We start from the raw sequence: 23,834 nt of genomic DNA on the forward strand, positions 1-23,834 counted from the left end.
TGAAGAACGACGACGGCAGCGACCGGCTGGTGATCAACGCGCAGAACTGCGTGCACTGCAAGACCTGCGATATCAAGGACCCGACGCAGAACATCGTGTGGGTCACGCCCGAAGGCGGCGGCGGGCCCAATTACCCGAACATGTAACGCAAACGCATCCTGCGCCCGCGGGCGCGAACGAACCGGAGTGAGACGATGAGCAATGCAGCGAAGGAAGTCGTGGTGGTGAGCGGTGTCCGCACCGCGATCGGCGATTTCGGCGGAAGCCTGAAGGATTTCTCGCCGACCGATCTCGGGGCGAAGGTCGTCAGCGAAGTGTTGTCGCGCGCGAACGTGCCGGGCGATGCGGTCGGTCATGTCGTGTTCGGCCACGTCGTGAACACCGAGCCGAAGGACATGTATCTAGCGCGTGTCGCGGCGATCAACGGCGGCGTCGCGCAGCACACGCCGGCGCTGACCGTGAACCGCCTGTGCGGCTCGGGCCTGCAGGCAATCGTGTCGGCCGCGCAGACGATCATGCTCGGCGATGCCGACGTCGCGATCGGCGGCGGATCGGAGAGCATGAGCCGCGCGCCGTACAGCGTGCCGTCCGCGCGTTTCGGCCAGCGCATGGGCGACGCGAAGCTCGTCGACATGATGCTCGGCGCGCTGCACGATCCGTTTCAGACGATCCACATGGGCGTGACCGCCGAGAACGTCGCGAAGAAATACGGCATTTCGCGTGACGCGCAGGACGCGCTCGCGCTCGAATCGCATCGTCGCGCGGCGCGCGCGATCGCCGAAGGCCGCTTCAAGGATCAGATCCTGCCGATCTCGATCCGTACGAAGAAGGGCGAGGTCGCGTTCGACACCGACGAGCACGTGCGTCACGATGCGGGCCCCGACGACTTCTCGAAGCTGAAGCCGGTGTTCGTGAAGGAAGACGGCACGGTAACGGCCGGCAACGCGTCGGGGATCAACGACGCAGCTGCTGCAGTGCTGATGATGAGCGCGGATGCCGCGCGCGCGCAGGGCGTGAAGCCGCTCGCGCGTCTCGTCGCGTATGCGCATGCGGGCGTCGATCCGGCCTACATGGGCATCGGCCCGGTGCCGGCCACGCAGAAGGCGCTCGAGCGCGCCGGCCTGAAGGTCGCGGATCTCGACGTGATCGAGGCGAACGAGGCGTTCGCGGCGCAGGCATGCGCGGTCACGCAGGAACTCAGCCTCGATCCGGCCAAGGTCAATCCGAACGGCTCCGGCATTTCGCTCGGTCACCCGATCGGCGCGACGGGCGCACTGATTACGGTCAAGGCGCTGTACGAGCTGAAGCGCATCGGCGGGCGTTACGCGCTCGTGACGATGTGTATCGGCGGCGGCCAGGGCATTGCGGCGATCTTCGAGAACATCTGATAATCGACCGCTCAGTATCCGCATACACAGGAATCGTCATGGCCATCGAAACCGTCGGCGTCGTGGGCGCCGGAACCATGGGCAACGGCATTGCGCAAACCGCCGCCGTTGCAGGACTGAACGTCGTGATGATCGACGTCAGCGACGCGGCGCTCGACAAGGGCGTCGCCGCACTGAAGGGCAGCCTCGAGCGGCTCGTGTCGAAGGACAAGCTCGCGGCCGACGCACGCGATGCCGCGCTTGCGCGCATCGCGACGTCGACCGATTACGCAACGCTCGCCACGGTCGATATCGTGATCGAAGCCGCGACCGAAAACGTCGAGCTGAAAAGCCGCATCCTGAAGCAGATCGAGTCGGTCGCGCGCCCTGACGCGATCATCGCGACCAACACGTCGTCGATCTCGATCACTGCGCTCGCTGCGCTGCTGGCCGATCCGTCGCGCTTCGTCGGCATGCACTTCTTCAACCCGGTGCCGCTGATGCCGCTCGTCGAGATCATCCGCGGGCTGCAGACGAGCGACGCGACCGCGTCCGCGGTGCGTGCGTTGACCGAGCGTTTCGACAAGTCGCCGATCGGCGTGCGCAATGCGCCGGGCTTCGTCGTGAACCGGATCCTCGTGCCGATGATCAACGAAGCGTTCTTCGTGCTGGCCGAAGGCATCGCGTCGGCCGAGGAGATCGACGCGGGGATGAAGCTCGGCGCGAACCATCCGATCGGGCCGCTCGCGCTGGCCGACCTCGTCGGGCTCGACGTGTGCCTCGCGGTGATGGACGTGTTCCTGAAGGACTTCGGCGATCCGAAATATCGCGCGTGCCCGCTGCTGCGCGAGATGGTGGCGGCCGGCAGGCTGGGGCGGAAGACTGGGCGCGGCGTGTACGACTACAGCAAGTAAGCCGCGCATCGGTGCTTGTTCTTACGGCCGCCTTCGGGCGGCCGTGTGCATTGAAGGGCGCGGCTTCGCATCGAGTGCGGGCAGCCCCGCAATAACCGCCGCTTCTGCATCGCGACAATCCGTCACGCCACCTTCGGCGGCGACGTCATCGCGTGGCTCAACGCCGCCACATTGCCGATCGTCGTCCGCTCGGCAACCGTGCGTCGTTGCGCAGATGCGTCGAGCGGTCCGACGACGCGGCCGCACACCGCGCGTAACGCCGTCACGGGTGAGTGCGACTCCACGCATCGGGATTGCGCCACCCGCTTCGCCATTCAAAGCGACCGGGCCTTCGTTTCCGGCAGCAGCAGCACGGCGAGCAGCACCACCCCATAGGCTGCACCCGAAAAGAGCGCGATGGCCAACGCGAGGCCGAGCGAATGGCTCAGCATCCCGACGAGGCTCGGGAACAGCGCGCCGATGCCGCGTCCGAAGTTGTAGGTGAAGCTTTGCGCATTCGCGCGGAAGTTCGACGGATACAGTTCCGTCAGATACGCGCCCACTCCGCTGAAGATGCCGCATGAGGAAAAGCCGAGCGGAAATCCGAGCCACAGCATCTGCGCATTCGACAGCGGGACGGCCAGGTACACGCATACCGACACGAGAGACAGCGCGGAGAACAGCATGAAGTTGCGGCGGCGCCCCCACCAGTCGGAGAGGTACGCGCCGACGACATAGCCGCAGAACGACCCGACGATGATCACGAACAGATACGCGCCGGTGTCGAGCACGGACAGGTGTCGCTCGATCTTGAGAAACGCCGGCAGCCACGTCGACATCGCATAGAAGCCGCCCTGGATGCCGGTGCAGAGCAGCGCGGCCAGCACCGTGCGCCGCGCGTGCGCGCGCGAGAAGATCGCCCACACCGACGGGCGGCTCCCGTGTTGTTTCCGCGCGGCGTCCGCCTGGACGAATACCGCCGGCTCGGGCACGTGCTTGCGTACGTACAGCACGAGCAGGGCAGGCACGATACCGACCCAGAACAGGCTGCGCCAGGCCAGCGACTCGGGAAGGACGGAAAACGCAATGCTGTAGAGAATCGCCGCGCCGCCCCAGCCGATCGCCCAGCCGCTCTGCACGAGGCCGACCGCCTTGCCGCGATGTGCGGGTGCGACGATCTCGCCGATCAGCACGGCGCCGACGGCCCATTCGCCGCCGAAGCCGAGCCCTTGCAGCGCGCGCAGCACGAAGATCTGCTCGAAGTTCTGCGCGAAACCGATGGCGAGCGTGCAGACGGAGAACCACAGGATCGTCCCCTGCAACACCTTGACCCGACCGTATCGGTCCGCGAGGATGCCGGCGATCCAGCCGCCCACGGACGAAAAAATCAGCGTCACGGTACTCAACAGGCCGGCCTTGCCGCGATCGAGGCCCCACAGGTCGATCAGGGACGCCAGCACGAAGCTGAACACCATGAAGTCGAACGCATCGGTTGCCCAGCCGGCGAACGCGGCCTTGAACGCGCGCTTTCCGGCGGAATCGAGTTCGGCGTACCACGACGCGCGCGGCACGATTCGCAGTGCGGCTTCGTCGGCATCTCTCGTTGTCGTCATTGTTGTTGTTCGCGAAGTAGGAATGGCGCTATCGAAGCGCGGAAGACCGTTTGCCGCCCGCGAGTGCGCGCCGCACGACATCCGGCGTGGCCGGCGCCTCGCGGATGCGTACGCCGGTCGCGTGATGGATCGCGTTCAGGATGGCCGCGGCCGTCGGAACGAGCGCGGGCTCGCCGATGCCCTTCGCGCCGTACGGCCCGATCGCCGTCGGCGCTTCGATGAAGATCGACTGCACGTCCGGCATGTCGTGCACGGTCGGAATCACGTAGTCGTGCAGATTGTTGTGCCGGCCGGGGTGATACTTCTCCATCAGCGCCATGCCGATGCCTTGCGCGACCGCGCCTTCGATTTGTCCTTCGAGCAGCGTCGGATTGACCATCCTGCCGACGTCGTGCGCGGCCACGACCTTGAGTACCCGCACGCGGCCGCTTTCGCAATCCACCGCGACCTCCGCCATTTGCGCGCCGAACGCGTAGGTTGCATAAGGCGTGCCTTGCCCCGACGCGTCGAGCGACGTGGTCGGCGGGTCGAAGCGTTCCTCGGCCGCGATGACGTAGCCGTGCGCGTCGACGGGCAGCGTCCGCAGATCCAGCGGGCGGCCGTCGACGATTATGCCGCGCGCATCCGATGAAATCCGCGCGGCGGGCGCCGCGCCGGCGAACGCGAGCAGCCGGTGGCGCAGCGCCGTGCCGGCAAGGAACGCCGCGCGTCCGGTGATGAAGGTGTGCCGCGACGCCGACGTGCGGCCGCAATCCGGCGACAGTGCGGTATCCGGACCGACGAACTGCAACCGGTCGACCGGTACGCCCAGTGCGTCGGCCGCGATTTGCGGAATGACAGTGTTCGCGCCTTGCCCGGCATCCACCGCGCCCTGGTGCAGCACGATCGTGCCGTCGCGGCGGATGCCGAAGCGCACGGTCGACGGGTTCGGCAGAGCCGTGTTGCCGCAGCCGTAGAAAAAGGCCGCGATGCCCACGCCATGACGAATGTGGCCGGACGCCGCCGCGTCGAGCGTCGCGATCCGCGCCCGTGCGTCGCGCCACGCGGGACGCAGCGCATCGAGGCAGGCGACGAGGCCGACGCTGTCGTCGAGCACTTGTCCCGTCGGCAGCGTATCGCCGGGGCGCAGCGCGTTCAGCGCGCGGAACTCGAGCGGATCGATGCCCGCTGCGAACGCCAATTCGTCGATCAACTGTTCCTGCGACATCGTCGTCTGCGGCACGCCGAAGCCGCGGAAAGCGCCGGCCGGCGTCACATGCGTATGAATTGCGCGCGTGTGCGCCGTGTAGTGCGGGATCACGTAAGGGCCGCCCGCATGCACGGGCACGCGGTTCGCGACGGCCGTGCCCCACGACGCGTACGCGCCGGTGTTGTAGTCGCCGTCGAACGTCACAGCGCGCAACCGGCCGTCGGCATCGGCGGCCATGCTGGACGTCATGCGGCCGGGATGACGCTTGGTCGACGTGGCCATCGACTCCTCGCGCGATAACACCATCGCGACGGGCCGGTCGAGATGCCACGCCGCGATCGCGAGCAGCGGCTGGACCGTCATGTCGAGCTTGCCGCCGAAGCCGCCGCCAACCGCGGTTGCGACGACGCGCACCTGCTCCGGCGGGACGCCGAGAATGCGCGCGAGATCGGCGCGATGCGGATGCGGCGCTTGCGTCGACGAATGGATTTCGATCACGTTGCCGACGCGTCGCGCCCAGCCGGCCTCCGGCTCGAGGTACGCATGCTCGACGAAACTGGATTCGAAGGTTGCGCTGACGACGTGCCGGGCGTCCCGTATCGCGCGCTCCGCGTCGCCGCGGCACACCACGCCCTCGATCAGCACGTTGCCGGGGCGATCGGCGTGCAGCCGCGGACTGTCGTCCAGCACGGCATCGGCGACCGCAAGCACCGGCGTCAGCGGTTCCCACCGCACCGGAAAACGATCGAGGTCCAGCGCCGCGATCGCGGCGCGCTCGCCGACGACCAGCGCGACCGCCTCGAGATGGTGGCGTGTTTCGGTATCCGGCAGGACCGGCTGGTCCGCATACGGCGTGGCGACGCCGTGCAGATTCAGGCCCGGCACATCGGCGCGGGTGAGCACGCGGTGCACGCCCGGATGCGCGTCGACGAATGCGGCGAGGTCGCCGAAGGTGAAACGTGCGCGGTGATGCGGGCACCGCACCGCGCGCACGAACAGGCTGTCGGCCGGATAGTCGTCGGCGCCGAAGCGCTGGCTGCCATCCACTTTTTCGGGGCCGTCGAGACGCGTGAGCGGCACGCCGACGGACGGCCCTTCGGCCGGCGCATGCGTGCGGCACCGCGCGGCCGCGCCGCATCCGACTTCAGTGACCGCGTCGACGATTTTCTGATAGCCGGTGCAGCGGCACAGCACGCCGTCGATCGCAGCCTGTGCACCGGCGCGGTCGCGCACGTCGCCGGCATCGATAGCCGCCGCTGCCGCGGTGAGCATGCCGGGCGTGCAGAAGCCGCATTGCACGGCCTGATGGGCGAGAAACGCCTGCTGCAGGCTGCTGCCGCAGCGGGTGCCGGCGGCAAGGCCCTCGACGGTGACGATACGGCGCCCGGCGATTTGTCCGACCGGGATCAGGCACGCATAACGTGCGTCGCCGTCGACGATTACCGTGCAGCTGCCGCAGTCGCCCTGGCGGCAGCCTTCCTTGGTGCCGAACTGGCGCAGATCCGCACGCAGATGGTCGATGAGGCGCTGCGAACGGTCTGCCGGCAGGCGTCGCCGCGTGCCGTTGAGGTCGAACCAGTCCGGTTCCGGCGCATGTGCGGCGCGGTCGGCCGAGTTGATTTCGCGAACATCGGCGAGCGGTTCAGGCGGGGAATGCGCCACGGGCGTTCTCCTCGATGCAGCATGTGAAAGCGCGTGCGATCGCCAGCCGCGCGAGATGGAGGCGGTGCAGCGCGGTCGCGCGGCAGTCGTCGGCCGGCGACAGCTCCGCCAGCGGCGACGTGGCGATCACGTCGGCCAATTCGTCGCGACGCCGGCCGGCCAGCGCATTTTCCAGCACCGGCATCCGGCGCGCAACGTCGGAGGCGCCGCCGACGGCGACGGCGGCTTCCTCTATCGTGTGCCCGGCGCGCACGCGCAACCGTGCGGCGGCCGACACCACGGCGATCGCCGCGCCGTCGCGATTCGTGCACTTGATGAACGACGTGCGCGCGCCCGCGCGCGGGAGCGCGAACTGCAGCGCGACCAGCAATTCGTCGGCGGCCAGCGCAGTCCGGTGGTTGCCGAGCACGAATTCGGCCAACGGCCGGCGTCGCACGCCGCGCACACTGGCCAGCTCGACGCTCGCATCGAGCGCGAGCAGCGCGGGGATGCCGTCCGCGACGGCCGACGCATGGCACACGTTTCCGCCGATCGTGCCCTGGACGCGGATTTGCCGGGGGCCGATCGAAGCGGCGGCGTCGGTGAGCGCGACGGGCAGCCATGCCGTGCGGGCGATGGCGTCCCACGTGACGGCCGCGCCGATACGGACGACGCCGTCATGCCGTTCGATGCGGCGCAGCGCGTCGACGCCGCTGATGTCCAGCCACGCCGAGCGCGCCGGCACGAGCCCGATATCGGCAAATGCGTCGGTGGCGCCGCACACGATGCGCGGCCGCGCCTGCGCGGCGAGCGTATCGAGCACTTCGTCGACCGTAGTGGCGCGAATGTAGTTCATCTCAAGCCGTCTGCATCGTCATGATCGTGAAGGGCGGCATCGGCGCCGGCACACGCGCGAGCGTCGGCCGCCGCATCCTTGCGCACGACCCGCAGCACGCTGTCGATGACGAACGCTTCCCAGCGGCGCACGGCCTCCGGCGCGGTCAGATCCTCGCCGAGGAACGCGGACAACGTGTGGCGGTTCGACGTATAAAAATACGCGGCCGAAATGATCAGCAGGAAAACGTCGCGCGGGTTCAGGTCCGTGCGGAACAGTCCCTGTTCTACGCCGCTGTCGAGAATCCTGGCCACGGTCCGCACCGCATGCGACGAATATTCGCCGCGGCGTTCGAGCCGGGACAAATGCTTGCCCTGGTGCAGATTCTCGGTGTTGAGCAGCGTGATGAAATCCGGATTGCGCCAATAGTAGTCCAGCTTGAAGCGGACCACGGTCTTGAGCGCTTCCACGGGATCCGACGGATCGGGCGCCATCTTCAGCTCCGCCTCGTCCATGCGCCGATAGATGCCTTCGAGCACCGCGACGAACAGGCCCTCCTTGCTCCCGTAGTAGTAATAAATCATCCGGTCATACGACTTCGCCAGCCTGGAGATGCGCTCCACGCTGCCGCCTTCGTAGCCGTAGCGCGCGAAGACCTTGGTGGCCGCGCGCAGGATCTTGTCGCGGGTTTCCTGGGCCGCTGCCTCCCGGACACCGGTTCCGCGCACCGCCTTGGGTTTTGCTGCTTGAGTCATACCGCTCCTGTGACGGCCGGCAACCTCATCTTGCCGCCTGAAAGAAACCTGAAACAGCGGCATTCCTCGAACTTTCATACAGGGAACGCTACATGAATTCCGGATTCTACGGAACTCTTGTCGGCTTCGCAACAAATCATAAATATTCAATAAATTCAAGATATTGCAGTCATCATCAGGGACACCTTCTTGGGCATGAAGTGCGAGCAATCGAAATCTTCACATTTTTATTTTGAGAAACTGCTGCTACCATTCGTTTGTGGAGTACTCACTACATGAAATGTTAATTTCAGGTTGGCAGAGGCCGATGCCGGCAAGCAGGAGATAGACGAATGAACAACGAACTCGACGATGCCTGCAGCACGCTCGCTGCGCGGACGCCATGGAAACCGCTTGCCGACCCGGGCGGCGCCGAAGCAGCGCCGGCCTTTGACGCAGTCACGTCTCAATCGCTGCCGTCGTCCGACATGCACGTGTTGCGCGACGTCTCGCGCGCGATGGCGCACGATGCGCCGCCCGCGACGCGCGTCGCGACACTGCTCGAATCCGCGCTGCGCGGCGCGGCGGCAACGTGGGGCGTGATCGCCGTCCTGCGCGACGGCGGCTGGGAGGCGGTCGCCGAGGCGACGGCCGCGAACGCGGCCCACCCCGAACGGCGGCCGGTCGACCGGCTGCCCGTGCCGATCATTGCCGCCGCCGTGCACCTGCGCAACGGCATGGTGCTGCGCGATGCGTGCGCCGCCGACCATTGGCGAACCGACGACTATGTGCGCCGCCGCAAGCCGCGCGCCGTGATCTGCATGCCGATACGGTGCAATGGCGAATTGACCGGTGCGCTGTATCTCGAGCATCGCGATGTGCCGGGCCTGTTCACGCCGGCGAAGGCCGCGCTGGTCGAGGTCGTTGCGCTTCATGCAGGCTGCGTGCTCGAGAATTTGCGGCTGCGCGACGAGCTGCGCGCGCAGCGCGCGCGCCTGTGCAGCGTCGAAGCCGCGATGCGCGAAACCCGATCGGAAATGGATCGCAACAGTCGGCTGACGGCGTATGGAGAGCTAGCCGCGTCGATCGTGCACGAGGTCGCCCAGCCCATCACCGCGATCGACACGTCCGCGCGTGCCGGGCTGAAATGGCTCGATCGCACCGCACCGAATCTCGAAGCCGCCCGGGAAATGCTGGCGCACATCTGTGCGTGCACGGTGCGCGCGCGGACCATCATCGGTGCGCTGCGTGCGCGGGCGCGGCGCGCGGCGCCCGAGTTCGCGGTGTTCGACCTCGCGGATGCGCTGCGCGAGGCCGGGGAGATACTGGAAAGCACGCTGGACGCGATGAAGGTGAAATTGCGCGTCGACGGATGTGCGTCCGCGATACCGGTGCGCGGCGAACGCGTGCAGCTGCAGCAGGCCATCATCAGTCTGCTGATGAACGGCGCGGAATCGATGATGGGCACCCGTGAAGACGCGCGTGTCATCGTCCTGACATGTGAGTCCGACACGAGCCTGCTGCGCATCCGGATCGACGACAACGGCGACGGCTTCGATCCGCAGCTGGCGGCGCGTCTGTTCGAGCCGTTGTTTACGACCAAACCGCACGGAATGGGGATGGGGCTTTCCATCTGCAAGTCCATTGTCGAAGCACACCACGGGCAGCTCGACCTCGCGCCTCGCGGCGACGGTGGAACGCGGGCCACGGTCACGCTGCCGGTTGTTTCGATATGAGCGGACGCGGCGCGATCGCCGTACGTCGCCCGAAAGGGCGCATGCGGAGATCGCGTCGGTGCCTATACAAACGTATGCGGCGCCTTATGCCGACGCGTCACTCGGCTAGCTGCAGATGCTATGGAGCGCGTCCACACGTCACCGTATGCTGGCTGCACCGGTCACGATTCGCGTAGACGGCGGCTCGGCCGACACGTCGGCGAGCCGGCCGGAATACACGTGCTTGTCGATACGACACCAGACATCCAAGGAACCCATCATGAAACTCCGACACATCGTCGTAACCGGCGGCCTGGCCGTCGCCCTGCTCGCCGGCGTGAATGTGCGCGCGTTCGCAGACGAACGCCCCGATACAGCCGCGGCGGATGCAGCGCAGACTTCGACGCCCGCAGCCGGCTCGTCGAAGAAGGCGGTGCGCGCCGCCAATCGCACGTTCTCGCGCTCCGTTCAGAAGGCGCTGTCCCGGACGAAGGGCCTTGAAGGGACGCCGATCGTCGTGTTCGGCAACGCGTCGACCGGACGCGTGACGCTGACCGGCCAGGTCGACAGCGAAGACCAGGATCATCTGGCGGTCGACGCGGCGCGGAAAGTGCGCGGCGTCACGTCGGTCAACAGCAAGATCACGCTGCGCGCGGAAGGCGGCGCCTGAGCGACGGACGCCCGCACGCGCCGTGCCAGCGCGCGGACGGGCGTCCGCTTTCACACGACCGACACGACTGGATGGGAGAAACGGCGATGGCGACACTGCCTGAAGCGGACATCATGATTCGCACGTTGATCAATGTCCTCGACCCTTCGCTGGAACAACGCGATGTTTGCCGGCAAGCGCAGCGCACGCGCTACAAGGCGCGCCGCCTCGGCCTGCGCCGATGCGACGACGGCGACACGCTCACGCGGGACGAACGGCTTTACGCGATCGAGGTGATCGAGTGCCTGTCGTCGTCCATGATCAGCGTTTCATGGAGCGACCCGCGTTCGGGACGGTATACCGAGCAGATCTGGTGCAGCAGCCGCGCACGCGCGCCCGCGGTCTGCGCGTTGACGGGAAGCGCGATCGCGCGCGGCGATCGCGTGTTCCGTCCGCGCTCCAGCGACGTGTGCCTCACCGCGAACCGGGAACGCATGATTCTCGCGTCGACCATTCAGCCGCGCACCGGCGTCGCGGCGCCGGACACGCTCGAGCCGCACGCGTGATGCGGGTGGCGCGTGCGGCGGCGGCTTTAGGCCGGTGGTACCGTCACGACGATCAGCGCCGCACCGCGAAGGCGCTCGGCCAGATCGAAATGGACCGGTCGTTCGCGCCACCAGCGCGCGAACCCGCTGCTGGCGCGGTGCCCTACGACGATCATGTCCGGACGTGTGGTCAACGCATGCGCGGCGACGGCGTCGACCGCGCGTCCGAACCGCAGGAAGCCGCGCGCGACGATGCCGTCGTTCGCCAGTTTGCCAATCGCGCGGTCAAGCGCGTCGCGCGCGAATTCCTCGAGGCGATGGTGCGCGAGATCGGTGAGCAGTCCCGCCGACTGCGCGTTCGCGGTGACGGGATCGACCACGGTCACGATGTCGACCGCGGCGGACAGTGCGCGCGACAGTGCCGCGCATCGCACGAGCGCGGCCTGTGCCTCGTCGGTTCCGTCATAGACGAGTAGCATTCTGGAAAGTGCTGACATGTTTCGTGTCGAATAGTAGGCGCCCGGCCGCATTCACCGCGGCGGATGCGATTGCCTACACTGAACACGCGATGCACGTCGTTTATTCCGTCGCCGTTCGTGCATTTTTCGCGCGGCGCGGCGCGGTGCGCGATGCGGATCAACGTGAATCGAACGGCACGCGACAGCGGGCAGCGGGCGTCAGCCGTCGCTCGCGGAGCCCGCGAAATTGCCGCGCGGCGTTCGTGTTGCGTCGGCGCCGCCGAGCGCAATGCGGATCGCATTGCGTGCGCGCGATATCCGGCTCATGACGGTGCCGACCGGAATGTCGAGCGAGTGCGCGGCCTCGCGGTAGCTGAGGCCGTCGATGCTGACGAGCAGTAGCGTGACGCGCTGCGGCTCCGGCAACCGCTCGACGGCATCGACGATCTGGCGGACGGCGACTGCGGTTTCGGATGCGGCGCGCGGATCAGCGACCGTTTCCAGCAGCGCGTCGCTGTATTCGAGCAGCAGGCGGTCGCGACGATTGCGTCGCCGCAACTCGTTGAGCCAGATCGAATGGACGATCGAGAAGACCCAACTGACCGGCGCCGTGTCGGTTCGCAGTTGATGAACCCGCTCGAGCGCGCGAATGCATGCACGCTGCACCAGTTCGTCCGCGTCGTGTCGATTCGCGGTCAGACGCAGCGCGAACGAACGGAGGCGCGGCAGCATGTCGGGAAGCATCGCTGAGAATTCGGTTTGCTTCATTGGCTGACGGGCGTGCGGATACATCGGGCGAAATGCGGTCACGGCCCGCGCGCTGGCACGGGCGCCTGCGGTGTGCGCGCGAGCCGGGGCCGACACGAAGAGGGCCGTTCAATGCCCGGAATAGAGTTTCCGCAGCGCGTCCAGCTCGCCGTTCTGTCGCGCCGCAGCGAGCTCCTGACGGACTTCCGCGCGCGTCTTTGCCATCGGCGCGAGCGGCGACCAATGGCTTGCTGCCTGCACGTCGTAATTTCCGGCGACCGTTTCCGCCGGCGATGCCGCGTATGCCGATGCGGTCAGTGCGAGTGCGGCAAACGCGAAGGTGATTTTTGACATGCTCATGCGAGGCTCCTGAAGTGGGATGGATCGGAACGTGTTCGCGTCACCCGATGGCGCGCGAGCCTGACGGGCCCGTGGCGTCGTGTTTGCATCAGGTGCCGCCGTGTGTGTATTGAGCGCCGGGAAGGTATCTCCCGTGTGTCCCGGGCGCGGCGTTTTGCAATGCCGTGTATCCGCGCCGAAGCCCGATACATTCGGATACCAATGTGTGGGGCGACGCATGTCCGCACGACGCGGGACGCGCGGTGCGAGCGGTTCGCGGGTGTGTTCCCGCGCGCACGCCGATGCACGACGTGCGGTCATGCGCTCGACGATGTCGCGAATTCGGTGAACCGCGCAGCCGTTCGCATGCGCGGTTGCATCGGTGAATCGCGACTGGAATAATTCGGGGGTTCGCGTGTTTTCATTGGTGCCGGCAAAGTGGGTGATCGTTGGGTCGTCGTCCGCATGCACGGCCGCGACGTGCCCGCCCGAACGGGTGCGAACGGGGCATCCCGCTTCGATGCGGCTGCAGCAGTGCATGCGTCGCGATGCCATCGCGCCGCCGCGCGGCCATCCCAGCAAATTCACCAGCGAATAGTTCAATGCCCGAGATCACCATGCCCAACATCGCGACTTCATCCGGCGATCGGAGTGCCCGTGTCGTCTATGTCGTCGACGACGACGAATTCGTGCGTGCCGCGCTCGTCAGCCTGTTGCGCTCGATCGATCTGGAGGTGTACGCATTCGCGTCGACCGAGGCGTTTCTCGCGGCGCCGAAGGCAACGGGCCCGTCTTGCCTCGTGCTCGACGTTCGATTGCGCGGGCAGAGCGGGATCGCGTTTCAGAAGTCGCTGGTCGAGAATGGCGGTCCGCAGATGCCGATCATCTTCATGACCGGGCACGGCGACATCGCGATGACGGTGAAGGCGATGAAGGCCGGCGCGATGGACTTCCTGACGAAGCCGTTTCACGATCAGGAAATGATCGACGCGGTGGTCGCGGCGCTCGACCGCGACGCGCAGCGGCTGGAGGCCAGCCAGTCGCTGCTCGATTTGCGCGAATGCTGGGAATCGCTGACGCCGCGGGAGCGGGAAGTGCTGCAACACGTCGCGACAGGCCTGATGAACAAGCAGGTCGCGGGCAACATGGGCATCGCCGAGATCACGGCCAAGATCCATCGCGGTCAGGCGATGCGCAAGATGAAGTGTCGCTCGGTCGCTGAACTCGTGCGCAAGATGACCGCGCTCGGCATTGAACTGCCGTCGCGCTAGCGACGGCGCCATCGGGAGAAAGCCGACCCATACGTAGATATGGTGGCGGTCGGGCGGCTAGGCGGTATGCTGGCAACTTGTGTTGCTGCATTTGGGACGAGCGCGCTCGTTCCCCTGGCCATAAGTACGAATGCCTCTTTCACTCTCAGTCACCGATCTCGTAGCGATTGTCGACGACGATCCGTTCGTGCGCGCCGCCGTGAGAAGCTTCGTGCGTGCGCTCGGCGGCGATGCGCGCGAGTTTGCGTCGGCGCAGGCATTCCTCGTGTCCGACATGGTCGCACGCACGCGCTGTCTGATCTGCGACATCCAGCTGCCCGGGATGGACGGGATCGACTTGCTGGCGCGGATCGAAGCCGCCGGCGTGCGCATTCCGACCATATTCGCGACGGCGTTCGCCACCGGCCGCCAACGCGAGCGCGTGCGCGCGAGCGCCGCGTTGTGCCTCCTCGAAAAACCGATCGATGCGCGAGAACTCGAAGGGTGGCTCGCCCGCGCGCTGCGACAGCGCTGACCGATCGGCGGCAGCCTGGCCCGGCGACCTAAACCTTCGTAGGGGGTGAATGGCCGCTCGTTTGATGGTGCAGGCCCCCTCGCGCGTGTTTTCATCTGTCTTGTGCCGTCCGCTGCGACGGCGACAGGAGAACGAAGATGGCGCACCTTCCCACCTTATCGTCAGCGACTTTGTTTGAATCTCGGGCCACGCGCGGCCTGCGCGGCATCGCCCGCGCGGTGTTCCCGCATTCGCGCGAACGCGTCGCGTTGGCGGTGTGCCTGATGATCGTCGGCGGCGTTGCATGGGTCGCGGCCGGCATGTACGACGCGCGCACGACGTTCGCGAACGCATTGCGCCCGGCGGCAGGTAATGGCCTGCTGATCGCCGCCGTCGCGACACTCGCGTTCATGCTGGTCGCGACCGCGCTGTGGGCGTGGTTGCGGATGCTGAGGCTGGACGCGACCGTGCGCGACCTCGCGGATGCGATCGACAAGCAAGGTATCGAAGCGCTCCCCGATACGTGGGCCGAACGCGGCGCGCCGTCGATCGCGACCCTCGCACGCGCGATCAACGGCGCGCACCGCCAGCACGCGGAGCGCATGACGGAATTGCTGCACGTGCTGGCCGCCTATGCGCACGACCTGCGCACGCCGCTGACTCGGCTGATGCTGCGCAGCGGGATGCTCGATGACGGCGTGTTGCGCGATGCAATCGAGCGCGATCTGGCCGAGATGGCAGAACTCGTCGACGCGAGCCTCGCGTGCGCGCGGCTCCAATGCAGCGTGCCCGAGCCGCCGCGCCGCGTCGACGCGGACGAGATGCTCGGTGTGCTGGTCGGCAGCTATCGCGACGCGGGCCTGACCGTCGATCTCGACGGACGGGTCGGGCGTCCGCTCGTGACGTTCCCGCACGCGCTGCGCCGCGTGCTCGTCAATCTGATCGATAATGCGCTGCGCTACGGGGGCGAGGTGCGCCTGTGTGTGCGGGTCGACGGACGGCACGTGATGCTGACCGTGCTGGATTCGGGGCCGGGTATCGTGCCGGCGGAGCTGGAGGCGGTGTTCAAACCCTGGTACCGCGCGCCGCAGACCTCGGCCCGCGCCCCGGGTTCAGGACTGGGGCTGGCGATCGCGCGCCGGCTGACGCGGGCGATGCAGGGGGACCTGCAACTGAACAATCGCAGCACCGGCGGCCTCGAGGCGAGGGTGACGCTGCCGCTCGCTCCCGCATGAACGCAGCGCCCGGAAACCGTCCGTCGTTCGAAGCCCGTTCGGCATCGGGCGAGCGCGATCCGGCCGCGTGCATGGCGGGTCGCCCGAGCCGGATGCCGGCGTTTCGTCCGGTACATTGCGATACGCCGCCGACATATGCGGGATACATCGCAGGTGTTTAATCGGAAGGCCGGGCGCGGCTGCCAGAGATGACCGCGCAACGAAGGCAAGGTTTCGAAACAACGGGAGGCACGATGGCCGATCCTCACACGATGTCGCCGCGCGTTGCGTCGTTCGTGCTGCTCGGCGCGCTGTTGACGGCATGCGGATACGGCGCGACGTTTTTGCTGTCGATGCATTTTCGTTCGACGGGTGGCGGCGACTTCGATACCGGCGTCGCGCTGGTCGAGGCCATGGTCGGCGCGTTGATCGGCCTGCCGCTGGTCGCATGGCTCGCCCGTTCGATCGGCACCGCACGTACGACGGCGCTGGCCGCGCTGGTCGTCGGCGCGGGCGTTGTCGGCTTCGCGCTGATCGATCGCACCGGTTCGCTGAGCGCCGTGCCCGGGTTGCTGGTCGGCGTCGGCTGGGGCGCGTTCTACCTCGCCGCACCGATGATGCTCGCGGAGCGCACCACCGATACCGAACGCGAGCGCTGGTTCCTGCGGTTCGGATCGTTTCAGATGGCAGGCGTCGGCGGCGGCCCGGCCGTCGCGGCGCTCGCGATACGCAACCTGCACTGGACGACGGGGACGGTGTTCTGCGCCGTCGGCGGATTGTGCGCGATGGCCGCCGTCATGCTCGAATGCTTCGGGCGCCTGTCGCCGGCGTCGCCGGCATCATTGCCCGCTGCGCCGCCGGTGCGCGAACGCTGGGTTCGGGACATGGGCGCGATTGCCCGCACGCACGCAATCTATCCGATCGCGATCATCGCGCTCGGCTCGAGCGTCTTCTCGGGGTTGATGACGTTCCAGATGTCGATGGCGCCGGAAACCGGCGTGAAGGCCGGAACGTTCTTCGGGCTCTATTCGGCCACGGTGGTCGTCATACGCTGGCTGCTCAGCGCGCTGGTGATCCGGATGCGCGTCGATGCAACCACGCAGATCCTGCTCGGCTTCATGATCCTCAGCGTCGCGGTGACGTTCGCCGTGCCGCATCACGCACTCCTGCATTCGGCCAGCGCCGTGCTGCTCGGCACGGGCTACGGCCTCATCTATCCGATCGTTCAGGCGCAAGCGGTCAACAGCGCCGATGCACGGCATCGGCGCGCGGTGCTCACATGGTTCGTCGCATCGTACTTCGTCGGCGTGTTCGGATTTCCGGCGCTCGGCAGCCTGGTGCTGGTCACGATGGGCAGGACGATGCTGCTGACGCTCATCGCCGCCTGCGGGCTGGCGGCGTTCCTGCTGTCCGTCGTCGAGCACCGCAAGCGGGTGTCGCTCGCGGCGTTCTGAGACGAACGAAACCGGCGTCCCGCCGCGTGCGGGCGCGCCATGCTCTCGTTCAGCCGGCCGCTCTCTCGAGAATCGTGCGGACTTCGTCGAGCAGCCCCGGAATGGCGCAATGGCTCGTATGCGCGACACGCAGGACGCCATCGATCGTGCACGCGCCGATGACCTGATCGTCAGCGAAACCCGACGTCACGAACGGCCCCCACAGCGCGTCGAGCGTCACGCCGTTGTACGCCGCCGCGATCGGTTGATTGCCCAGATTCGACAGCAGGACGTCGAAGGCGAGCACGCCCGACAGGAAACCGGCCGCGTGTTCGACGCTCGGCCGCGCCGCCATCGCGGTATCCAGCGCCTTCAGCTCCGCTGCGATGCGGGCGCGCGTTCGAGCGGGCGCGAGATCCTCCTTGATCTTGCGGGCGGCAGTCCACAAGTCGGTGCCGCGCGGGTGAACGTCGATCGTGACGGTCTGGGTGATGTACACGCCATTCGCGACGCCCGCGTCGCCGGCTAGATCGCGTACGTCGATCGGCGTGACGGTTCTCAATGCGCGCGCGGCCCATTCGCTCGACAGGCGCCGTCCCGCTTCATGAACGGCCGCGGCAAGTGCGCCGTGCACGGTCGTGCGCTCTTGCCGCGCGCGCGCGGCGATGCGGCGCGTGGCTTCGGTCGAAAGCGCGACCGCGTCGACGTGCGGCAGCTCCGGTGTGTCCGCACGGAACGGCTTCGGCTGCGGAGCGGCACGCGGCGCGGGCAGCACGGCCGCGTCATTCAGGTCGGCCTCGAGCAGCGTCTCGAGCGACTGCACCAGCGGCAGCGGCGCCGCGTACTCGCCCGTCAGCGTGCGCAGCAGTTCTTCTATCAGATACGCGGCGCCCATGCCGTCGAGCACGGAGTGATGCGCGACGAGAATCAGCGCCGACGTCGATTCGCGCTGCAACAACGTCGCGCGCAGCAGCGGCGCTGTCGCCCAGTCGAAGCGCGTCGCGATTTCGCGGGCCGTTTCGGCTTGCCATGACGTTGCGTCGTGCTCGATCACGCGCAACGGCACCGTGGCCCCCGGTACGGAATGGAACGCCGAATTCTGCTGCGCGTCGATGGCGATACAGCTCGACAGCAGCGGGTGTCGGCGCTGGAGCGCCTGAAACGCAGCGCGCCATGCGCCCGGCGCGAATCGCCGATCGATCTCCGCGACCATCGCGAAATGCGTCGGCCGATTCTGGTCCAGCAACCAGAACAGATGTTCCGTGCTGCCAAGCGCGCGCATGTGCGCCGGCGCGTGCGCCATACGATCGTCGATTTCCTGCTGCCCGTTCTGCACCGTTTCACTCCCGAAGGGTTGTCCGCATCGACAGAACACCCGATGGCGGCGTGCTATTCCAATGAGCGTGAATCGGTGGGCGAGCCGGACGACTTGTTCGGAAGCCTCTGCATATCGGTACGTCGGCCATGCGTCGCACGTTTTCCAGGCGACGATGCGTTGCCTGGCCTCGGCGCGACCTGTATCCGCCAACACGCTTCGCTTCGCGAATGGCTCGCAGCCTGGAGCAGCGAATTTGTTTCTCAATGTGTACGCGCCCGGAATGGATACGCGACGTTGCAATAGCCCGGCGTCGGGACACATGACCGATACGTGGCCGCGCTCTAATGCATCCGGAAGACGGAATACGTGCTTCGTTCATTCACCACCCACCACGACGATACCGATCATGAGCCAGCAAACCAAAGTTCTGTACACCGGCAAGACTCGCACCACCGGCGGGCGCGACGGCGCGGCCCGCAGTGCCGATGGCCGCCTCGACGTGAAGCTGTCCGGGCCAGGCTCGGCCGCGCCCGGCACGAATCCCGAGCAACTGCTGGCAGCGGGCTGGTCCGCATGCTTCATCGGTGCGATGGGGCTGGCCGCGCAACGGCTGGAGGTTGCGCTGCCGCGCGACACGCATGTCGACGCGGAAATCGACCTGGCCACGGCCGACGGCGCGTACTTCCTGCAGGCCCGGCTGAACGTCAGCGTGCCGGGCGTCGACGCGGCGCTCGCGCGCGCGCTCGTCGATGCCGCACACCAGACGTGCCCGTATTCGAAGGCGACGCGCGGCAACATCGACGTGGTCGTCTCGGTGATCTGACGCGCATCGCCCCAACACCGCCGGCGTTGCGCCGGCGTGCTGCGATCCGGCCGATCGGGTGAGCCTCGACGGCTGATGGAATATCGGTGCCGTCCAGCTGTTTACGTGGGCTGTAGGGGTGTTGCCCGTTCAATTTCGCCTAAACCCATGGATACACGTCAGATACGGCCGTTTGTCAGCGTCGGGCCGGTTGCATGTTACGGAGATCGACGCAGATGACCGCAGCCGAACTGTCCGCCATGCTGCCCGAGATGCTTCCGCGCCTGTGGGCGTTCGCACTGCGCATCTCGGGCGATCGGCACGACGCCGAGGATCTCGTGCAATGCGCGTGCGTGCGCGCACTCGAACGCGCGCATCAGTTGCGGCCCGGCTCGGCGCCGCTCAGCTGGATGTTCTCGATCGTCCAGTCCACCTGGCTCAACGAACTCCGCGCACGCAGCGTACGCCGGCGCTCGGGCATGGACTGGGACGACGACCTTCTCGAAACCATCTCCGATCCTGCCGCACCGACACTGGAGCAGCAGGCGCTGGATGCTCAGATCGTCAGGGCCGTTCAGCAGCTTCCCGAAGCGCAGCGCGTGGTGATGTTGCTGGTCGGCGTGGAAGGCCTCAGTTACAGCGAAGCAGCGGACGTGCTGGACGTGCCCATCGGTACGATCATGAGCCGGCTTTCACGCGCTCGCCAGGCGATCGGCGCGCTGTTCAGCGACCGGCACGAACGATCCGCGAAAAGCGCGGCGACCAGTGAGGATCAGGGGGCATGAATATGGACGACATCGTGCTTATGGCATACGTGGACGGAGAGCTCACGTCGCACCAGCGCGAGGAAGTCGACCGGGCGATCGGAACGTCGGCCGACATCGCGACGCGGGTGGCGCTGTTCGAAGCGTCGGTGCTGCCCTATCGGCGCGCGTTTCAGCGTCATCCGTGGCCGCCGGTGCCGCAGAGCCTGATCCGGAAGGTCGCGGACATCGCGCATGCGCATGCGTCGCCGGCGGCGCTCAGCGCCTCCGGCGACGCGTCTCGGCGCGCGTCGCACGCAGCGCAGCCCGGTGTGCGGGGGCGGCATTCCGCGCCGCTTCGTCCGCGTATGCGCGCGATCGCGCCGTGGCTCGCGGCCGCGTTCGTCGCCGGGGCATTCTGCAGCGCCGCCATATTGCGGTTCGCGCCGCGGCCCGCGTCGATGAGTGCGCAGACGCAGATGTCGCCGTGGATCATGGCGGCCGTCAATTATCAGCGGCTCTATACGCGCGACACCGTTGCGTTCGACTCGGCGAACGTCGCCGCCGCCGCGCATATGCTCGACACGATTCGCCGGGACGACGGACTAGGGATACGGATTCCCGACCTGCGCCCGGCCGGGCTGGCGTTCAAGCGCATTCAGCGTCTGAACTTCAATCGCAAACCGCTGGTGCAGATCGTCTATCTGCCCGACAAAGGCTCGCCCGTCGCGCTGTGCGTGATGAAAGACGAACGGCCCGATACCGTGCTCGATCGCCAGCAGGTCGGCAACATGGACGTCGCTACATGGCGCCGCTCGGGCGTCGCCTATGCGCTGATCGCCGCACGCGGCGATGCGGACCTCGGCGCGCTCGGCGACCGGATCGCCGACAGCCAGCGATCGTGACGAGCGGCGGCGACCGCGCAGAAAGGATTCCACATAAAAGTATCGTGCTGCACGCGATCGTGCGCGTGTGGGCTGCGCGGCCATACCGGTCGAATGCGATGCAACGCATCGCGCGGCGAGCGGCTTGTCCGGCAACCGGCCGTCGGCGGAACCGGGTACAAAGCGATACAAACCGGACAAACACCGGATACATCGTCGACTTCTAATCTCCGATGGGCGGCGTGCCGGATGGCCGTCCGCGCGACGCGCGATGCCCGAACCGACGGCAGCCCGCGCGACAGATGAACTGAAACTACATACCGTTTGGGGGAACCAGGACATGTCAGAGCATTCGATTCCGCGCGACATAGCGCATGCGAACGGCGCACCGGTCAGCAACAACGTCAATATCCAGACGGCCGGCGCACGCGGCCCCGCGCTGCTGCAGGACGTCTGGCTGATCGAAAAGCTCGCGCACTTCGATCGCGAGGTGATCCCGGAGCGCCGCATGCACGCGAAGGGCGCCGGCGCATACGGCACGTTCACCGTGACACACGACATCACGCGCTACACGAAGGCGAAACTCTTCTCCGAAATCGGCAAGCAGACTCCGATGTTCGTGCGTTTCTCGACGGTGGCCGGCGAGCGCGGCGCGGCCGATGCCGAGCGCGACATCCGCGGCTTCGCGCTGAAGTTTTATACCGACGAAGGGAACTGGGATCTGGTCGGCAACAATACGCCGGTGTTCTTCTTCCGCGATCCGTTGCGCTTTCCCGACCTCAATCATGCGGTCAAGCGCGACCCGCGCACGGGAATGCGCAGCGCGGAAAACAACTGGGATTTCTGGTCGCTGCTGCCCGAGGCGCTGCATCAGGTGACGATCGTCATGAGCGAGCGCGGCATTCCGCGATCGTACCGGCACATGCACGGGTTCGGCAGCCATACGTACAGCATGATCAATGCGGCGAACGAGCGGACCTGGGTGAAATTCCATTACCGCTCGCAACAGGGCATCGAGAACCTGACCGACGCACAGGCGGAAGCGCTGATCGCGCGGGACCGCGAAACCCATCAGCGCGACCTGTTCGACAGTATCGAGGGCGGCAATTTTCCGCGCTGGACGCTGTACGTTCAGGTGATGAGCGACGCGCAGGCGAGAGCGTTCCGGTTCGACCCGTTCGATCTCACGAAGGTATGGCCGAAGGCCGAGTTTCCGCTGATCGAAGTCGGCGAATTCGAGCTCAACCGCAATCCCGACAATTTCTTTGCCGAGACGGAGCAGGCCGCGTTTTCGCCGGCGAACGTCGTGCCGGGAATCGGCTATTCGCCCGACCGGATGTTGCAGGCGCGTCTGTTTTCGTACGGCGACGCGCAGCGATATCGGCTGGGCGTCAATTTCGCGCATATCCCGGTGAACGCGCCGAAGTGCCCGTTCCACAGCTATCACCGTGACGGTGCGATGCGAACCGACGGCAATCTCGGCGCCGCGCCTTCGTACTGGCCCAACAGCAAGGGCGCGTGGTCGGACCGTCCGCAGCTGGACGAACCGCCGCTCGAGCTCGACGGCGCGGCCGCGCATTGGGATCATCGTATCGACGACGATCATTATCAGCAGCCGGGCGACCTGTTCCGGCTGATGAATGCACGGCAGCGCCAGAGCCTGTTCGAGACCACCGCGCGACAGCTTGCCGGCGTGTCTGAGCATATCCGGCAGCGTCACATCGACAACTGCTCGCGAGCCGACCCGGCTTATGGCGCAGGAATCGCGGCGGCACTCGCGCGACTGGACGCCGAACGCGAATAGCGGGCGATACCGGCCATGCGCGGCGGCCACCGCCGCCGCGTGGCATCGCGGCCGACGGGCCCGCTCGGCGCCCTGGCGCACATGGCCGACGGCCAGGCCGGCCGCGCCGCACGCGCGAACGGCGCGCGTCACGCATGCGCGGCGGTCTTTGCTTCCAGCATCTTCACGAGCAGATGGAGCGTCCGATTGACCGGCGTGTCGATGCCCGCCGCCCGGCCGCGCCGAACGACCGCGCCGTTCAGGTAATCGATCTCGCCGCGCCTGCCGCGCGCCAGATCCTGGGCCGTCGACGAATACTGGCCCGGCGGAATGGTGGCTTCGATCTGCTCGACGATCGCGGCCGGCCCGTCGGCGAAATGGACGCCTTCGGCTGCGGCGACGGCGATGCATTCGGCGACAGCCGCACGCATCGTTTCACGCAGCGCATCGCGATGCGACATCTCGCCCAACGGCAACTGCACGATGGCCGAAATCGCGTTGTACGCACAATTGAGGACGAACTTGTACCAAAGGGTCGCGCGCACGTCGTCGGCAATCCGGGTTGGAATGCCCGACGTCCGCAGCACCTGCGCCAGCGATTCGCTCGACGCTGACGCCTCCATCGCGAGATCGCCGCGGCCATGGTGCAGCAGGTGCCCGGGGCCTGCCATTTCGCTTGCGACATAAACGGCTGCGCAAATGACCGGGCTTGCGATCTCGGCACGCAGCAGCGCCGCGTTGTCGACGCCATTCTGCAAACTGATCACGAGCGCGTTCGGCGCCAGCACGCGGCTCAATGCGCGCGCTGCGTCGGCGGTATCGCCGGACTTCACGCAGACGAACACCACGTCGGCCGATCTCGCGGCGCCGATGTCGGTCGACGCGTCGGCCGGCACGAACTTGTCGAACGTGCGTGTCTGGATCCGCAGTCCATGATCGCGGATCGCGCCGACGTGCACCGGACGGCCGATGAAAACGACGTCATGACCGTGCAGCGCCAGCATGCCGCCGAAGTAGCAGCCGACCGCGCCGGCGCCAAGAACCGCAAAGCGCATGATTGCTCCAGAGAAGGCGTGAAGGTGTCGCGCATCGTCACGCGCGCGCAGACGGTGCGTTCGTGCGCCGTCTATCCCTGTGGAACACGTGACGGTTGCGGTTTATTCCCGGC

Annotated in this window: 24 protein-coding genes; 15 read left to right on the forward strand and 9 right to left on the reverse strand. The window is 66.9% G+C overall.

All coding sequences use genetic code 11. The features are described 5' to 3' along the window. From KDW55_RS08890 to KDW55_RS08900, 3 genes are all read left to right on the forward strand, one after another. On the forward strand, positions 1-146 hold a 146-nt coding region (locus tag KDW55_RS08890), incomplete at its 5' end, for a 4Fe-4S dicluster domain-containing protein (protein WP_146123768.1). Positions 147-194: 48 nt separating this feature from the next. Then, positions 195-1,388: a beta-ketothiolase BktB gene (bktB, locus tag KDW55_RS08895; RefSeq protein ID WP_212161286.1), complete on the forward strand. Its 1,194-nt coding sequence runs from the start codon at positions 195-197 to the stop codon at positions 1,386-1,388. A 38-nt stretch (positions 1,389-1,426) separates the two neighbouring features. Then, the gene (locus KDW55_RS08900; protein WP_059546007.1) at positions 1,427-2,281 is read left to right on the forward strand and encodes a 3-hydroxybutyryl-CoA dehydrogenase; all 855 of its coding nucleotides are present in this window, start codon (positions 1,427-1,429) and stop codon (positions 2,279-2,281) included. A 314-nt stretch (positions 2,282-2,595) separates the two neighbouring features. Here KDW55_RS08900 and KDW55_RS08905 read toward each other — a convergent pair whose 3' ends face one another. From KDW55_RS08905 to KDW55_RS08920, 4 genes are read right to left on the reverse strand one after another with little or no spacing between them, the layout of a single operon-like run. Beyond that, complete coding sequence (locus KDW55_RS08905; protein ID WP_052110904.1) at positions 2,596-3,873, reverse strand: MFS transporter; 1,278 nt, start codon at positions 3,871-3,873, stop codon at positions 2,596-2,598. Between the two features lie 28 nt (positions 3,874-3,901). Further along, a complete protein-coding gene (locus KDW55_RS08910; RefSeq protein ID WP_212161284.1) occupies positions 3,902-6,724 on the reverse strand; it encodes a molybdopterin cofactor-binding domain-containing protein in 2,823 nt (940 codons plus the stop codon). Next, positions 6,705-7,559, reverse strand: coding sequence for an FAD binding domain-containing protein (locus tag KDW55_RS08915; protein WP_038570724.1), 855 nt, complete (start codon positions 7,557-7,559; stop codon positions 6,705-6,707). The genes KDW55_RS08910 and KDW55_RS08915 overlap by 20 nt, the downstream gene beginning before the upstream one ends. Continuing rightward, positions 7,556-8,293, reverse strand: a complete 738-nt coding sequence (locus KDW55_RS08920) for a TetR/AcrR family transcriptional regulator (protein ID WP_080294419.1) — start codon at positions 8,291-8,293, stop codon at positions 7,556-7,558. The genes KDW55_RS08915 and KDW55_RS08920 overlap by 4 nt, the downstream gene beginning before the upstream one ends. 332 nt (positions 8,294-8,625) lie before the next feature. Here KDW55_RS08920 and KDW55_RS08925 point away from each other — a divergent pair, with 332 nt between their 5' ends. The 3 genes from KDW55_RS08925 to KDW55_RS08935 all read left to right on the forward strand — a co-directional run bounded on the left by KDW55_RS08925 (position 8,626) and on the right by KDW55_RS08935 (position 11,202). Beyond that, positions 8,626-10,008, forward strand: a complete 1,383-nt coding sequence (locus KDW55_RS08925) for an ATP-binding protein (RefSeq protein ID WP_212161283.1) — start codon at positions 8,626-8,628, stop codon at positions 10,006-10,008. A 259-nt stretch (positions 10,009-10,267) separates the two neighbouring features. Then, positions 10,268-10,657 (forward strand): BON domain-containing protein, encoded by a 390-nt coding sequence (locus KDW55_RS08930; protein WP_069242186.1) that lies wholly within the window; start codon positions 10,268-10,270, stop codon positions 10,655-10,657. 86 nt (positions 10,658-10,743) lie between these two features. Next, the gene (locus KDW55_RS08935; RefSeq protein ID WP_212161281.1) at positions 10,744-11,202 is read left to right on the forward strand and encodes a DUF3331 domain-containing protein; all 459 of its coding nucleotides are present in this window, start codon (positions 10,744-10,746) and stop codon (positions 11,200-11,202) included. A 26-nt stretch (positions 11,203-11,228) separates the two neighbouring features. On the opposite strand, the gene KDW55_RS08940 is transcribed toward KDW55_RS08935, so the two are convergent. The 3 genes from KDW55_RS08940 to KDW55_RS29380 form a co-directional block, all read right to left on the reverse strand. After that, positions 11,229-11,678, reverse strand: a complete 450-nt coding sequence (locus KDW55_RS08940) for a universal stress protein (protein ID WP_226208994.1) — start codon at positions 11,676-11,678, stop codon at positions 11,229-11,231. Positions 11,679-11,858: 180 nt separating this feature from the next. Beyond that, a complete protein-coding gene (locus tag KDW55_RS08945) occupies positions 11,859-12,407 on the reverse strand; it encodes an RNA polymerase sigma factor (RefSeq protein ID WP_069242184.1) in 549 nt (182 codons plus the stop codon). Positions 12,408-12,515: 108 nt separating this feature from the next. Then, a complete protein-coding gene (locus KDW55_RS29380; protein ID WP_249174050.1) occupies positions 12,516-13,328 on the reverse strand; it encodes a DUF4148 domain-containing protein in 813 nt (270 codons plus the stop codon). Positions 13,329-13,342: 14 nt separating this feature from the next. On the opposite strand from KDW55_RS29380, the gene KDW55_RS08955 reads away from it, so the two are divergent. From KDW55_RS08955 to KDW55_RS08970, 4 genes are all read left to right on the forward strand, one after another. Beyond that, positions 13,343-13,996, forward strand: a complete 654-nt coding sequence (locus KDW55_RS08955; RefSeq protein WP_156432166.1) for a response regulator — start codon at positions 13,343-13,345, stop codon at positions 13,994-13,996. 130 nt (positions 13,997-14,126) lie between these two features. Continuing rightward, positions 14,127-14,510: a response regulator gene (locus tag KDW55_RS08960; protein WP_038570712.1), complete on the forward strand. Its 384-nt coding sequence runs from the start codon at positions 14,127-14,129 to the stop codon at positions 14,508-14,510. A gap of 137 nt (positions 14,511-14,647) precedes the next feature. Then, entirely contained in the window at positions 14,648-15,724 is a 1,077-nt protein-coding gene (locus KDW55_RS08965) for a HAMP domain-containing sensor histidine kinase (protein WP_038570710.1), read from the forward strand. A 233-nt stretch (positions 15,725-15,957) separates the two neighbouring features. Continuing rightward, on the forward strand, positions 15,958-17,157 hold the full coding sequence (locus tag KDW55_RS08970) for an MFS transporter (protein WP_249174049.1): 1,200 nt from the start codon (positions 15,958-15,960) through the stop codon (positions 17,155-17,157). A gap of 49 nt (positions 17,158-17,206) precedes the next feature. On the opposite strand, the gene KDW55_RS08975 is transcribed toward KDW55_RS08970, so the two are convergent. Further along, positions 17,207-18,337, reverse strand: a complete 1,131-nt coding sequence (locus KDW55_RS08975) for a condensation domain-containing protein (protein ID WP_349252599.1) — start codon at positions 18,335-18,337, stop codon at positions 17,207-17,209. Here KDW55_RS08975 and KDW55_RS29745 point away from each other — a divergent pair. The 5 genes from KDW55_RS29745 (at position 18,221) to KDW55_RS08995 (ending at position 22,687) form a co-directional block, all read left to right on the forward strand. Beyond that, complete coding sequence (locus tag KDW55_RS29745) at positions 18,221-18,757, forward strand: hypothetical protein (RefSeq protein ID WP_226209027.1); 537 nt, start codon at positions 18,221-18,223, stop codon at positions 18,755-18,757. The two genes, KDW55_RS08975 and KDW55_RS29745, sit on opposite strands and share 117 nt — an antisense overlap. A gap of 103 nt (positions 18,758-18,860) precedes the next feature. Beyond that, positions 18,861-19,277, forward strand: a complete 417-nt coding sequence (locus KDW55_RS08980; RefSeq protein ID WP_038570705.1) for an organic hydroperoxide resistance protein — start codon at positions 18,861-18,863, stop codon at positions 19,275-19,277. 215 nt (positions 19,278-19,492) lie between these two features. Next, positions 19,493-20,041 (forward strand): RNA polymerase sigma factor, encoded by a 549-nt coding sequence (locus KDW55_RS08985; RefSeq protein ID WP_212161280.1) that lies wholly within the window; start codon positions 19,493-19,495, stop codon positions 20,039-20,041. Next, positions 20,038-20,904 (forward strand): anti-sigma factor, encoded by an 867-nt coding sequence (locus tag KDW55_RS08990; protein WP_212161279.1) that lies wholly within the window; start codon positions 20,038-20,040, stop codon positions 20,902-20,904. Before KDW55_RS08985 ends, KDW55_RS08990 begins: the two co-directional genes overlap by 4 nt. Before the next feature lie 319 nt (positions 20,905-21,223). Next, positions 21,224-22,687: a catalase gene (locus tag KDW55_RS08995; protein WP_038570696.1), complete on the forward strand. Its 1,464-nt coding sequence runs from the start codon at positions 21,224-21,226 to the stop codon at positions 22,685-22,687. A 128-nt stretch (positions 22,688-22,815) separates the two neighbouring features. Here KDW55_RS08995 and KDW55_RS09000 read toward each other — a convergent pair whose 3' ends face one another. Beyond that, positions 22,816-23,721: a ketopantoate reductase family protein gene (locus KDW55_RS09000; protein WP_059545993.1), complete on the reverse strand. Its 906-nt coding sequence runs from the start codon at positions 23,719-23,721 to the stop codon at positions 22,816-22,818. Positions 23,722-23,834 lie beyond the last annotated feature (113 nt).

Source organism: Burkholderia sp. AU19243 (assembly GCF_018148075.1).
GTDB classification, from domain to species: Bacteria; Pseudomonadota; Gammaproteobacteria; order Burkholderiales; family Burkholderiaceae; genus Burkholderia; species Burkholderia latens_A.